Source organism: Sphingobium cupriresistens LL01 (assembly GCF_001046645.1).
Taxonomy (GTDB): domain Bacteria; phylum Pseudomonadota; class Alphaproteobacteria; order Sphingomonadales; family Sphingomonadaceae; genus Sphingobium; species Sphingobium cupriresistens.
The window spans coordinates 318,341-332,143 of sequence record NZ_KQ130435.1; the positions used below are offsets into that span (position 1 = coordinate 318,341).

The window sequence follows — 13,803 nt, forward strand, 5'->3', positions numbered from 1 at the left end:
ACAGGACATGCCGACAATTATCAACCCCGATTATGACGCAGTCGTGATCGGTGCGGGCGTCACCGGCATCTATCAAACATATCTGCTCGACCAGAATGGGATGAGCGTGCTGGGCGTCGATGCGGCCGAGGATGTCGGGGGCACCTGGTATTGGAACCGCTATCCGGGCTGCCGGCTCGATACCGAAAGCTATGCCTATGGCTATTTCGCGCTGAAAGGCATCATCCCCGAATGGCGGTGGAGCGAGAATTTCGCAGGCCAGCCCGAAATGCTGCGGTACGTCAACGCTGCGGCCGACAGGATGGATATAAGGCGGCTGTACAAGTTCAAGACCAAGGTCGTATCGGCCCATTATAATGAAGCGGACAATGTCTGGGATATCAGGCTGGACGACGGCGCCTGCCTGACCTGCCGTTATCTGATATCGGCCACCGGCCCGCTATCGGCATCCGCCATGCCCGATTACAAAGGGCTGGACCTGTTCCAGGGCGAGGCTTTCCATTCGTCGCGCTGGCCCACGGATGCAGACGGCAAGCCCAGGAATATCGACTTTGCAGGCAAGCGCGTGGGCGTGATCGGCACCGGCGCCACCGGCGTCCAGATCATCCCCATCGTCGCGGAAACCGCGCAGGATCTGTTCGTGTTCCAGCGCACGCCCAATTGGTGCACTCCACTTGGCAATTCGGCGCTGGGCGAGGAGGAGATGGACCTGATCAAGGCTCGTTTCCCCACCATCCTCGAATATGTCAAGACGACGCCAACCGCCTTCCCCTATCATCGCGATACGCGCAAAACATCCGAAGTGCCGGAAAAGGAGCGAAACGCATTTTTCGAGGCTCTTTACGACAAGCCTGGATACGGAATCTGGCTAAGCACCTTCCGCGACCTGCTGCTAAGCAAGGAATCGAATAAAATCCTGGCGGATTTCGTCGCCGGCAAAATCAGGCAGCGGGTCGATGATCCAGAGGTCGCCGAAAAGCTGATACCGGTCGATCATCCATTCGGCGCGAAGCGCGTGCCGATGGAAACCAACTATTATGAAACCTACAACCAGCCCAACGTCCATCTGGTCGATATAAAGACGACGCCGATCGACGAATTCGTGGCGCAAGGCGCGAAGATCGGCGAAGAGATTTACGATCTGGACGTCATCATCTTTGCGACCGGGTTCGATGGCATCACCGGATCGCTCGACCGGATCGACATCCGGGGCCATGACGGTGTGCGACTGATCGACGCCTGGGTCGATGGCCCGTCAACCTATCTAGGCTTACAGGCGCGCGGCTTTCCCAACTTCTATACGCTGGTTGGACCGCATAATGGCTCGGCATTTTGTAATGTCGGGGTGTGCGGCGCGCTTCAGGCTGAATGGGTCACGCAGATGCTTTGTTACATGAAGGCTGGCAATTATAGCTATGCGCAACCGACGCAGGCGGCCGAAAAACAGTGGACCGACGCGGTATATGCCGATTTTGCCAGGACGCTGATGGCCGACACCAATGCGTGGTGGGTCAAGGTGACGCAAAAGCCCGATGGGACCACCGTGCGCCGCACTCTGGTCTATGTCGGCGGTGGCCCGGAATATCGCAAGCGATGCGAGGAGGTCGCCTATGGCGGCTATGAGGGGTTCGAACTGGCGTGATGCCCGGCGACGGTCGCGACTTGCGCATAGGCCGCATCGACAGCTATCCACCCGGCGATAGCGAACACGACCGATCAGGCGATATTGGCAGCCTGTATTGCGTTACCCGGTTCAAGGAGCGGCTATGACATCTGTATATATTCTGGCGGGCGTTCGTACTGCGATAGGCGACTTTGGCGGCAGTCTTAAAGACTATCCGCCAGCGAAACTGGGCGCTGCGGTCATCGCCGAAGCCATTGCACGGTCGGGCATCGCCGCCGATCAGATCGGTCATGTCGTCATGGGCAATGTCATCCCCAGCGAACCCAAGGACGCCTATCTGGCGCGGGTCGCGGCGGTCGACGCAGGCATTCCGATCGAGGTGCCCGCCCTTACGCTGAACCGCCTGTGCGGTTCGGGTGTCCAGGCGATCATCTCCGCCGCGCAGATGCTGGCGCTGGACGAATGCGATTTCGCCGTCGCCGGTGGCGCGGAGTCCATGACCCGTTCCCCGCACCATGTCGCGGCGGCCCGTTTTGGGCAGAAGATGGGCGACATCAAAATGGTCGATGCGCTCATTGCGGTGCTGAGCGATCCCTTCGAAGGCATTCATATGGGCGTGACCGCCGAAAATGTGGCTGCCGATCACGACATTTCGCGCGCGGATCAGGACCGTCTGGCCGTCGAGAGCCACCAAAGGGCGGCGCGGGCTCAAAAGGAAGGGCGCTTTTCGTCGCAAATCCTGCCGATCGCGGTCAAGGATCGGAAAGGGACGAGACTGTTCGATACCGACGAGCATGTGCGCGCCGATGCCAGCGTGGAACAGCTTGCCGGGCTGAAGCCCGCCTTCAAGAAGGATGGCTCCGTCACCGCTGGCAACGCATCGGGGATCAACGACGGCGCGGCCGCCCTGGTCCTGGCGTCGCAGGCGGCGGTGGACGCGGCCAATCTGAAACCGCTGGCCCGAATCGTCAGTTGGGGTCATGCCGGCGTGCAGCCGGACCGTATGGGCATCGGCCCGGTCAAGGCGGTTCCCATCGCCCTGGCGCGCGCGGGCCTTGCGCTTGAGCAGATGGATGTCATCGAATCCAACGAAGCCTTTGCGGCCCAGGCCTGCGCCGTCGCCAAGGTCCTGGGATTTGATGCAGAAAAGGTCAATCCGAACGGGTCCGGCGTAGCCCTGGGCCATCCGGTTGGCGCGACCGGGGCGATATTGACCGTCAAGGCGATCTACGAACTGGAGCGGATCGGAGGCCGATACGGTCTGATCACCATGTGCATCGGCGGCGGACAGGGCATCGCCATGGTCATCGAGCGGATGGGATAGCCTATCCGCTGGCGATGCCCGTCCAGATCACCGAACGGAAATCAGCCCGCCATCGACAGGGATGAGTTGCCCGGTGATGAAGCGGGCGCCATCGCTGGCCAGGAATAGCAGGACGGGCGCGAGATCCGTGTCCGCGTCACCGAATTTTCCGCCCAGCGGGATCTGTTCGGCGGTCGCCTTGTCATGCGCGGCCAGGTCTTCCGGAGACAGGGCCTCGCGAAAGCGCGCGTACATGGGCGTTACTATGTAGGGCAGCACCGCATTCATGCGGATATTGCGCTTGCCCCATTCGCGCGCGACGCTGCGCGTCCAGGCGTGAACCGCCGCCTTCGACGCGCCATAGACGGCATTGTTGATTTCGGCGGTCAGCCCGGATTCAGACCCGAAATTGATGATCGAGCCGCCGTCCGGCATGTGCCGATAGGCGGCGCCATTGGTATAGATGGTGCCGTTCACATTGACGTTGAAAAGCCAGGCCAGCGTTTCGTCAGGGACATCGTGGGTGGGGGCGTGACGATGGACGCCCGCGATATGCGCCAGCACGTCAAGGCCACCCAAACGCACGGCAGCCGCATCGAAGGCCGCGTCCACTTGGGCACGATCACCCACATCGCAGGCGATAAAGAAGGCGGACCCTGGCCCTTTGGCAGTCGCGGCGGCGGCAATCGCCTCCCCCTGCGCCCCATCGATGTCCAACGCCGCGACATGCGCGCCGGCCGCCACATAGGCGCGCAGGGCGGATGCCCCGATACCTTGCGCCGCGCCGGTCACGATGATCTTCTTGCCGTGCAATTCCATGACAGTAGTACCTTTCTCCACGCAGCTGGGCTGCACCTGATTTTCTGTCGGGATCATGTCCCGCGACTAAAGATCATACGCGGCGCATGGGTGGCTGACTTTCACCGGCCTTGCCATTTGGGCGTGCGCCTTTCCTTCCAGGCCGACGCGGCTTCGGCACAGTCGGCCGTCGCCGCATAGGCATCGATCAGCGGATAGCGGCGATCGAGCGCCGCGTTCAGGCCATGGTCCAAACCAAGCAGCGCGGCTTGCTTCCCGCCTTGGGATACCAGGGGCGCGCAGGCGAGGATCTTCTGGGTCCATCGTTCAGTCGTTGCGGCAAGATCCGCCATTGGCGCGGTTTCGTTGACCAGGCCGAAATGCAGAGCGCGGGCCGCGTCGAGCGGTTCGCTCGCGATGATCATCGCCATCGCCACATGATGGGGCAGTTGGCGGATGGCGCGATGCACGACGCCGCAATGGTCGATGACCCCCGCCCGCGCCTCTGGCAGGCGGAATTGCGTGTCGTCGGCCGCGATCAGGATGTCGGCGCACATCGCCATTTCAAAGCCCAGGCCAAGGACATGGCCGTGCACCACGGCGATCAGAGGCTTTTGCAACGGCACGAGGCGTCCGCCAATACCCGTCAGCCCGCCGCCGAACGACAGCCCGTCCTCCCCAGCGGGCGGGTCCGCCATATCCGCGCCTGCGCAAAAGGCCCGATCCCCCGCCCCAGTCAGGATCGCGACGCGAATATCGGGATCGCTATCGATCCGCGCCCATGCCTGGACCAACGCCCGGTCCATCTCGGCGTTGATGGCGTTGAGGACCGCAGGCCGATTGAGGCGGACCTCCGCCAGCTTTCCCCGCACCTCAAACGCGATCGATGCCATGGGTTTTGGCTCCGTCTGTCGCTTAGTGCGCCAACATGCCGGCATCGACCAAATGTTCGGCCCCGGTGATGTAGGAGGATTCATCGGACGCCAGGAACAGAACGAGGTTCGACACCTCGATCGGCTCGGCGATCCGCCCGAGCGGAATTTGGGCAAGCGCATCGCCGCCTACCTCGTCGGTCGCCTCGACCATCATCGGCGTCTGGATGAAGCCGGGATGGACGGAATTGACCCGGATATTATGCTTGCCATATTCCATCGCCGTCGCCTTGGTCATGCCGCGCACGGCAAATTTGCTCGCCACATAGGCCAGGCTGGGAAAGCCGTAATTGGCGGCCATGCCCGCGATCGACGAAATATTGACAATGGACCCGCGCCCGGCCTTGACCATCACTGGCAGGACCGCCTTCATCCCGTAGAAGACGCTATGCTGGTTGATGGCGCAGACCTGATCATAGCCTTCTTCGGTCAGGTCGACAGTCGCCGCCATCGGACCCAATATGCCCGCATTATTGACCAGAATGTCGATCTTGCCAAAGGAACCCACCGCCGCCGCGACAACATCGGCCCAGGATTCCGGCTGGGTGACATCATGGGCCACGAAGGTTGCAGCGGCGCCCAGTTCGGCCGCCAGCGCCTGCCCGCCATCGACATTGCGATCGGTCAGGATGACATTCGCGCCTTCCTGCACGAAGAGGCGCGTGTGCGATTCCCCCATGCCCCGCGCCGCGCCCGTGATGATGGCGGTTTTTCCTGTGAGGCGGCCCATATTCTCTCCTATATCTGGGTGTTTGGCCGTTTAAGCCTAATTACAGTTATACAAAGCGCGAGTTGATCGGAAAGTCAAGGACGGGGCAGCCGCCAGGATCGTTCTGACCGAAAATTGACCCATGGAATGAAATATATTTCTTATATATCAGATATATATGCCATTATCCGGTTATTACATTGAGCGGCCTGCGCATTGGGATCGGCACCCTGTCGAGATTGCTGTTGCATATTTTATCTAATTCTGATTAGTTTTATATCAATCGAACGCCGGGTTAAGCGGGCGCGACACCATGTCAGCGGTATCTTTGGGTCGGCGAGATGGTGGGACCAAATTGGGTTGGCATCGAGAGGATGGGCCATGCACGGTAAAGCCGCAGTACTGGTTGAAAAAAACCGCTTGGAAACATGGGATGTCGAGGTCCATGCGCCGGAACCGGGCGGCGCGCTCGTCCGCACGATCTTGGGTGGCGTCTGCGGCAGCGACGTCCATATCCTGACCGGCGAAGCCGGCGAAATGCCCTTCCCGATCATATTGGGGCATGAAGGCGTCGGCGAAATCACGCAGTTGGGTGCCGGCGTTTCCACCGACTATGCCGGAACGCCGGTCAAGGCTGGCGATCTGGTGATCTGGTCGCCGATCGCCCTGTGCCATCGCTGCTATTCCTGCACCGTGCTGGAACAGACGCCGTGCGAGAACAGCCAATATTTCGAGGATGCGGCCAAGCCCAATTGGGGCAGTTATGCAGACTATGCCTGGCTACCCAACAACATGCCCTTCTATCGCCTGCCCGACGGCGCGCAGCCCGAAGCGATCGCTGCGCTCGGCTGCGCCCTGCCGACGGTGTTGCGCGGCTTTGATCGCTGCGGTCCGGTGCGTTTCGGCGACTCCGTCGTCGTGCAAGGCGCAGGACCGGTCGGCCTGTCCGCCATCCTGGTCGCGGCGCAGGCCGGCGCGCGCGAGATCATCGTCATCGACGGCGCGCAGGCCCGGCTGGACGCCGCCATGACGCTGGGCGCCACATCCACCGTGTCGCTCAGCCTGTCCCCTGACGAGCGCAAGCGCATGATCTATGACCGGATCGGCAAGCAGGGACCGGACATCGTGATCGAGGCGGCGGGCGCGCTGCCCGCATTTCCGGAGGGCGTGGACATTAGCGGCATCCACAGCCGTTACATCATATTGGGCCTGTGGGGCGCGATCGGTACGCAGCCCATCTCTCCGCGCGACCTGACGCTGAAAAACCTGACGATCGGCGGCGCATCCTTCCCGGCGCCCAAAAATTATTATCAGGGGATGCAGTTCGCGGCGCGGGTGCAGAATCAAGTGCCGCTGGCCGCGCTAGTCAGCCATCGCTTCGGCATCAGCCAGGCGGCAGAGGCGCTGACCGTCACCAAGAATGGCGTCGCCACCAAAGCCGTCATTGATCCCACGATAAGCTGAGAGGACGTAGGCATGAACGTCGATACGATCGCCCCGCCATCCGCCAAGCACCGTATGCCCATTCCCGATTATGTGCCTGCGTCACTCGTGCGCGACATCGACATCTACGATCTGGATGGCATTGAGGAAGGCGTGCATGAAGCCTGGAAGAAGGTGCAGCAGCCCGACACCCCGCCGCTGGTCTGGACGCCCTTTACCGGCGGCCACTGGATCGCGACGCGCGGCGCGCTGATCGATGACATCTATCGCAGCCCCGATCGCTTTTCGAGCCGGGTCATCTGGGTGCCGCGCGAGGCGGGCGAGGCCTATGACATGGTCCCGACCAAGATGGACCCGCCCGAACATACGCCCTATCGCAAGGCGATCGACAAGGGGCTGAACCTGGCCCAGATCCGCAAGGTCGAAAGCGATGTGCGGGCGGTTGCAATCGACCTGATCGAGGGTTTCGCGGCGCAGGGCCATTGCGACTTCGCCAAAGATTTCGCCAATATCTTCCCGGTGAAGGTCTTCCTGGCGCTTGCGGGCCTGCCAATGGAGGACGCGGCGGGCCTTAATGCGCTGGCCAAGGAAATGACCCGGCCATCGGGCAATACGCCGGAGGAGCAGGGACGATCGTTGAGAGAGGCGAATGCAGGCTTTTTCGCCTATGTCGCGCCGATTATCGCGGAACGACGCGGTGGCGTCGGCACTGACCTGATCACGCAGATGGTGAACAGTGAAATCAACGGCGCACCGATGCCCGAAGACAAGATGCTTGGGCTGGTGTCGCTTTTGCTGCTGGGCGGCCTGGATACCGTCGTCAATTTCCTCAGCTTCATGATGATCTACCTCGCGCGCCATCCCGAAACCGTCGACGAGATGATCGCCGATCCGATGAAGCTGCAACGCGGCGTGGAGGAAATGTTCCGTCGCTTCGCCGTCGTGTCCGATGCGCGTTATGTGGTGGCGGACATGGAATATCATGGCACGCAACTCAAGGCTGGCGACCTCATCCTGCTGCCAACGGCGCTGCATGGCCTGGACGATAGCCAGCATGAAGACCCCATGACGGTTGACCTGTCCCGCCGCAATGTCGCCCATTCGACTTTTGCGCAGGGGCCGCACCGTTGCGCGGGTATGCACCTGGCGCGCATGGAAGTGCTGGTCATGTTGCAGGAATGGCTGGCCCGCATCCCCCGCTTTGCCCTGAAAGAAGGGGCTGCACCCGTCTATCACGCCGGTATCGTATCTGCGGTGGAGGATATTCCGCTGGTCTGGAAAGTTTGAGGAAAAGCATGTCCATCGTCGCAGACGCCGATACTTTCCGGCAAATATTGGGCCATTATCCGACCGGGGTGTGCGCCATCACCGCCACGCAGACGGACGGCACCCCCGCCGCGATGATCGTCGGGTCGTTCACCTCCGTCTCGCTCGACCCGCCATTGGTCGCCTTCTTCCCCGACAAGGCTTCATCCAGTTGGCCCAAGATCGAAGCCTGTGACGGGTTTTGCGTCAATGTGCTGGCGGACGATCAGGAGGGTTTGTGCCGGACGCTGGCGTCCAAAGACCCTGCCAAGTTCGACGGCGTGCCGCATCATCTGTCGGCGCGCGGCGCACCGATATTGGACGGGGCGCTGGCATGGATCGACTGTTCCTTCCATGCGATCCATGAGGCGGGCGACCATTATATCGCCATCGGCGAGGTCCACGCGCTCGACATCCACCATCCCGGCGCGCCCTTGCTGTTCCACAAGGGGCGTTACGGCAAAGTGTCGCCTTTGCTGTAACCATATGGAGCGAGGGGCGGACCAATCTCGCCCCTCGCCTCAATCGGCCAATATAGGCGCGGGCGCGACGTTGGCGTCCCGCAACGGAATGCGATCCCCCACCGTCAGGCCAAAGCCTTCGAGCGCCGCCAGCTTCGCCTTGCTTGATGTCAGCAAGGTCATCTGCCGCACGCCCAGGTCCAGGAGTATCTGCGCGCCTATGCCATAGTCGCGGGTGGCATGGGCATCATGATAGGTTTTGCGTCCTCCCTCGATCCGTTTGGAGATGGAATCCGGGCTGGGATCGCGCACGAACACCGCGACGGCCTGCCCCTCATGCGCGGCGATGGCTTTGAGAGCCTGCGGCACATAATCGGGATGCGCCTGGGACCAGCCGAGCATGTCGGTCGCCATGTCGACTTGATGCACGCGGACCAGCGTGTCGCGATCGGGGCGGATGTCGCCCTTGACCAGTGCGACATGCTCGCCGCCATCGACCAGGTTGCGATAGACATGGATGGTCAGATCGCCACCATAGAAGCTGTGGAAGGGCGCGCTCGCAACCCGCTCGATCAGCTTTTCGAACCGCCGTCGATAGGCGATCAAGTCCGCGATCGTGCCGACCTTCAACCCATGTTCCTTGGCGAAGACCAGCAGTTCGGGCAGCCGAGCCATGCTGCCATCGTCGTTCATGACTTCGCAGATGACGCCGGCGGGCGTCAGACCGGCCAGGCGGGATATGTCCACGGCCGCTTCGGTGTGGCCTGCCCGCACCAATACGCCACCGTCACGCGCCGTAAGGGGGAACACATGCCCCGGCGACACGATGTCCGCCGATGTCTTGGTCGGATCGACCGCCACGGCGATCGTGTGGGCGCGATCCTGCGCGGATATGCCGGTGGTCACGCCCTCGCGCGCCTCGATGGATATGGTAAAGGCCGTGCCATGACCGGACTGGTTGTTGATGGCCATGGGCGGCAATTTAAGCTGTTCCGCCCGCGACTTGGTGATCGCCAGGCAGATCAGTCCGCGCGCGTGTTTGGCCATGAAGTTGATCTGGCGCGGGGTCGCGAATTGGGCCGGTATGATGACATCGCCTTCATTTTCGCGATCGTCGGCATCGACCAATATATAGGGCAGCCCATTTATCGCGTCGTGAATAATGTCCTCTATGGACGAAATGCCTTCGCTACTCATCGATCCGTCTTTCATGTCTTGGCTGCTTTCAGGCCGCGCCGCGTTGCGTGGCGAGGTGGGCCAGCGCCATCTCTTTCAATATATTCTTCTGAACCTTGCCCGTCCCGGTTTTCGGCAGATCGGCGTCGGCGATGAACCAGATGTCGCGCGGCAATTTATATCCGGCCACCTGCGGCTTCAACCAGGCCAGAATATCCTCGTCCGACACGACATGGCCCTCGGCGCGGACGATCCACGCGCAGCCGCATTCGCCCCAGCGATCGTCGGGCATACCAATGAAGAAGGCCTGCCCGATAGCGGGGTGGGTGGTGACGAGCTGTTCCAGTTCCTTGGGCGACACCAACTCGCCCCGGCTCTTGTACAATTCCTTCGACCGCCCGGTCAGGAACAGGTTGCCGTCAGGCCGAAACTGCCCCAGATCGCCGGTGCGCAGCCATCCGCCCGGCAGAAACAGCTTTGCCGTTTCCTCCGGTCGGCGGAAATAGCCAAGACTGTTCATTGGTCCCCGCGTGCACAGTTCGCCCGCGGCACCGGGCGGCAGGTCCGCGCCGGTAACGGGGTCGATGGTCTTGAATTCGCAGATACGGCCATCCTGCGCGGCGATCCCGGCGACGCCTGCTTGAACGATACAGCCCTGCGTCTCTGCCACGACCTCGATCGGATCACCCGGTTGGGTACAGACGATCGTCGCCGTCGCTTCGGTCTGGCCGTAGCTGGTGAAAATCTCCTCGCACCCGAAGGTTTCCTGAATGTCCCGCCAGACCCAGCTTGGGGTTGGCGCCGCCGCGCTATGGACGGCGGTAAGCGAACTAAGGTCATAGGATTTGACCTTCGCCCGCTCCATCATCGCGATCGTCATGGTGGGGACGCCCATCAGATAGGTCGCGCGGTGACGCTGTGTCGCGGCCAGCAGCGCGTCGGCATCGAAACGGAGCAGAGGGACGATCGACCCGCCAACGATCATGCCGGACAGCAGGCCCACGACCAGTCCGAAGCCATGATAGAGGGGCAGCGAAAAGACCGCGCGCCGCCCTTCGTCGAATGCCTGATGATAGGCTCCCGCATAGGCCGCGCGCAGCAGATTATCATGGGTCTGCACGACCCCCTTGGGCGATCCGGTCGTGCCCGACGTGAACATGATGACGGCGGGATCATGCGGCTCCGCCCCTTGTGACGGCAACACGCCTGCCGGCAGAGCGTCGAAAAAGGTCTGGGGCGCTTCCGCATCATAGACCAGACCCGCGCGCAGTTCCGGCAGGGCGGCGCAATCGCCGGTGCGCCAGCCGGGGATTTGGGCGTCCAGTTCCAGATCATAACGGCGCGACCCAAAGCGCGCCATGCTGATCAGGACATTGCAGCCCGCTTCCCGCACCGCATATTCCAGATCCTTGGCCGCATAGAGCGTGTTGATCGCAACGGCGACGCCGCCCGCGCGCCAGATGGCGAACATCAATGACACCGTTATCGGGTAATTGGCCAGCAGCAGCCCTACGCGATCGCCCCTAGAGACACCGAGGCCGCAAAGAGCCGCCGCGAGACGCTCCGACTGCTGGCGGACTGCAGCATAGTCGAGCGTTTCGTCATCGGTGATGACAAGAGGTTTTGCCGCAAAATGGCGCTGCGCGCGCGCAAGATAGGCATCCAGCGTCATCTCCTCCCAGACGGGGTGCCGATCCGACATCGCCTGCCGTCGTTCCGCTATGGCCTCGTTCAACGCGGCTCTCCTCCTCTGCCTAATAGCGGTTAATATGCCAACATTGGCAATTTGCGTCAAGCGTCGTCCTGCCCCAGAAAGTGGACGAGTTGGCTGCCATGCCCTCGTCGCGAGGGACGAAAATCGTCATTAATCATTGATAATATTATATATTATTGAAAAAGACGAATACCTCAACATGATAGCATCCGGCCCGATCGCGATGTTCCAGCGCCAAAGATTTGATCTTGGGCTTGCCAAAGTAGCCTAATTTTGATTAGTTTATCTCCATCGGCATATTTTGGAGGCGTTTATGGATGTGGGTTTGGGGCTGACGTTCCAAAATCTAAAGGATCAAGTCAGCGATATCGAGGTTTTCAGACATGAACTGGCGCTTGCGGCTGAGGCCGAGGATCGCGGCTTCGACTCGGTGTGGACCCCGGAGCATCACTTCACCGGCTACATGATGACGCCCAACGTCCCCCAATTCCTGTCCTGGGTCGCCGCCAAGACCAGCAAGATCAAGCTGGGCACCACGGTCACCGTACTGCCGTGGCAAAATCCTGTCCGCATCGCCGAAAGCTTCTTGCTTTTGGACCAATTATCCGAAGGTCGTGCCATATTGGGCATCGGCCGTGGCCTGGGCAAAGGCGAGTTTGACGGCTTTCAGGTGCCGATGGGCGAAGCGCGCCACCGGTTCCGCGAATATGCCGAAGCGCTGCTCAACGCGCTGGAAACGGGCGTCATGGAATATGACGGGAAATATCTGCAACAACCGCGCGTCGAACTGCGCCCGCGCCCCTATGCCAGCTATCGCGGCCGCGTATTCGCGTCGGCGGTATCGCCGGAGTCGGTCAAGCTGATGGCGAACCTCGACGTCGGCCTGATGATCATCGCGCAAAAGCCGTGGGACCGGGTTGCCGAAGATGTAAAAAGCTATCGCGACCGCTTCTTTGCGATGCAGGGACGCCCTGCGCCCAAGCCCGTGGTCGTCGCCTTCGTCGCGGTGAACGAGGATGCCGCCAAGGCGCAGGAGATGCGCGACAAATATCTCGTCGAATATGCCCGATCCACATCGTCCTTCTACCAGTTCGGGAACAAGGAATTCGAGAAGATCGAGGGCTATGAATATTATGGCGCGCTGGCCAGCAGCGTCGAAAAGCATGGCATCGAGAAATTCAACAATTTCCTGGCCGATCTCCAGATATGGGGCCGCCCGGAAGAGGTGGTGGAAAAGCTCAAAGCCATGGTCGATCGATTCGATGTCGGCAGCTTCATCATCTATACCCAGTTTGGCGACATGCCCTTTGATGTCGGCCGCGACAATTACGAGCTGTTCGCCCGCAAGGTTCTCCCGCATCTCAAGGACATCGACGTGTCCGCTCCGGCCGTGGCGCCCAGCCCCCTGCAATCGGTCGCCTGAGCTGTTACCATCCGTCGCGGCGCGCCAGATGCCGCGACGGGGAAGATAGAGAGGATGAACATGGAAGACGCCGCACAGCTGCTGCTGTACGAGGTCCGTGACGGAACGGCCTGGATCACCCTCAATCGTCCCGAAAAGCGCAATGCGCTGAGCGAGCCGTTGCAGGAGCAACTGAGCGCTCTGCTATGGGAAGCCGATGAGGATAATCGCGTTCACGCCGTCGTCCTCAAAGCGGCTGGCCCGGATTTCTGCTCCGGCTACGACCTCCAGAAATATGATCAGCCCATACCGGGTCAGGTCGATCATAAGCGCGGGCGCGCGAAATTCGACGACGATAGCTGGCATCAGGAAAAAGCGCAGCGGCTGCGCATGGCGCTGTTCGACATGCACAAGCCCGTGATCGCCCAGGTCCATGGCCGCTGCCTGGCTGGCGGCACCGACCTGGCGCTCTTGTGCGACATGGTGATCTGCGCCGACGATGCGCTGTTCGGTTTCCCGCCCGCCCGTTCGCAGGGTTCCCTCCCCAGCCACATGTGGCTCTATCTGGTCGGTCCGCAATGGGCCAAGCGGCTCCTTCTGACCGGCGATTCGATCCGCGGAGACGACGCCGCGCAGATCGGGCTGGCGCTCAAAGCGGTCCCTGCCGACCAGCTCGACGCGGAGGTCGCCGCGCTCGCCGCGCGCCTTGCCCTGATCGACGCCGACCTGCTGAGCGCCAACAAACGGATCGTGAACCTTGGTCTGGAACTGATGGGCGCCCGCACCTTGCAGCGCATGGCCGCCGAAATGGATGCGCGTGGCCATCTGGCCGCCAGCCGCACCCGGTTCAACGAAACGGTGCGTAACGAGGGATTGAAGGCGGCGGTCCGCCAGCGCGACGATCCCTTTGGCGACCCGGTGATCAAACTATAACAG

12 protein-coding genes are annotated in these 13,803 nt (G+C 61.5%); 7 read left to right on the top strand and 5 right to left on the bottom strand.

Annotation, left to right across the window (positions count from 1 at the left end):
* The first annotated feature begins 7 nt into the window (after positions 1–7).
* Both V473_RS14565 and bktB read left to right on the top strand, forming a co-directional pair.
* Positions 8–1,642, top strand: coding sequence for a flavin-containing monooxygenase (locus tag V473_RS14565; protein WP_066606385.1), 1,635 nt, complete (start codon positions 8–10; stop codon positions 1,640–1,642).
* 124 nt (positions 1,643–1,766) lie between these two features.
* Entirely contained in the window at positions 1,767–2,948 is a 1,182-nt protein-coding gene (gene bktB, locus V473_RS14570; protein ID WP_066606388.1) for a beta-ketothiolase BktB, read from the top strand.
* Positions 2,949–2,975: 27 nt separating this feature from the next.
* Here bktB and V473_RS14575 read toward each other — a convergent pair whose 3' ends face one another.
* From V473_RS14575 to V473_RS14585, 3 genes are all read right to left on the bottom strand, one after another.
* Positions 2,976–3,746 (bottom strand): SDR family NAD(P)-dependent oxidoreductase, encoded by a 771-nt coding sequence (locus V473_RS14575; RefSeq protein ID WP_066607434.1) that lies wholly within the window; start codon positions 3,744–3,746, stop codon positions 2,976–2,978.
* Positions 3,747–3,847: 101 nt separating this feature from the next.
* Positions 3,848–4,618, bottom strand: a complete 771-nt coding sequence (locus tag V473_RS14580; protein WP_066606391.1) for an enoyl-CoA hydratase-related protein — start codon at positions 4,616–4,618, stop codon at positions 3,848–3,850.
* Between the two features lie 22 nt (positions 4,619–4,640).
* Positions 4,641–5,387, bottom strand: coding sequence for an SDR family NAD(P)-dependent oxidoreductase (locus V473_RS14585; protein WP_066606394.1), 747 nt, complete (start codon positions 5,385–5,387; stop codon positions 4,641–4,643).
* A gap of 360 nt (positions 5,388–5,747) precedes the next feature.
* Between V473_RS14585 and V473_RS14590 the strand changes: the two genes are divergently transcribed.
* From V473_RS14590 to V473_RS14600, 3 genes are read left to right on the top strand one after another with little or no spacing between them, the layout of a single operon-like run.
* A complete protein-coding gene (locus V473_RS14590) occupies positions 5,748–6,830 on the top strand; it encodes a zinc-binding dehydrogenase (RefSeq protein ID WP_066606397.1) in 1,083 nt (360 codons plus the stop codon).
* Between the two features lie 12 nt (positions 6,831–6,842).
* Positions 6,843–8,096: a cytochrome P450 gene (locus V473_RS14595; RefSeq protein ID WP_066606400.1), complete on the top strand. Its 1,254-nt coding sequence runs from the start codon at positions 6,843–6,845 to the stop codon at positions 8,094–8,096.
* An 8-nt stretch (positions 8,097–8,104) separates the two neighbouring features.
* Positions 8,105–8,596, top strand: coding sequence for a flavin reductase family protein (locus tag V473_RS14600; RefSeq protein ID WP_066606403.1), 492 nt, complete (start codon positions 8,105–8,107; stop codon positions 8,594–8,596).
* A 39-nt stretch (positions 8,597–8,635) separates the two neighbouring features.
* Here V473_RS14600 and ribB read toward each other — a convergent pair whose 3' ends face one another.
* Together ribB and V473_RS14610 are read right to left on the bottom strand one after the other, a co-directional pair.
* Complete coding sequence (ribB, locus tag V473_RS14605) at positions 8,636–9,772, bottom strand: 3,4-dihydroxy-2-butanone-4-phosphate synthase (protein WP_066606405.1); 1,137 nt, start codon at positions 9,770–9,772, stop codon at positions 8,636–8,638.
* Between the two features lie 28 nt (positions 9,773–9,800).
* A complete protein-coding gene (locus V473_RS14610) occupies positions 9,801–11,486 on the bottom strand; it encodes a class I adenylate-forming enzyme family protein (RefSeq protein WP_082679149.1) in 1,686 nt (561 codons plus the stop codon).
* A 292-nt stretch (positions 11,487–11,778) separates the two neighbouring features.
* Here V473_RS14610 and V473_RS14615 point away from each other — a divergent pair, with 292 nt between their 5' ends.
* Both V473_RS14615 and V473_RS14620 read left to right on the top strand, forming a co-directional pair.
* Positions 11,779–12,888 (top strand): LLM class flavin-dependent oxidoreductase, encoded by a 1,110-nt coding sequence (locus V473_RS14615; protein ID WP_066606410.1) that lies wholly within the window; start codon positions 11,779–11,781, stop codon positions 12,886–12,888.
* 54 nt (positions 12,889–12,942) lie between these two features.
* Positions 12,943–13,800, top strand: a complete 858-nt coding sequence (locus V473_RS14620; RefSeq protein WP_066606411.1) for a crotonase/enoyl-CoA hydratase family protein — start codon at positions 12,943–12,945, stop codon at positions 13,798–13,800.
* The last annotated feature ends 3 nt before the right edge of the window (positions 13,801–13,803 follow it).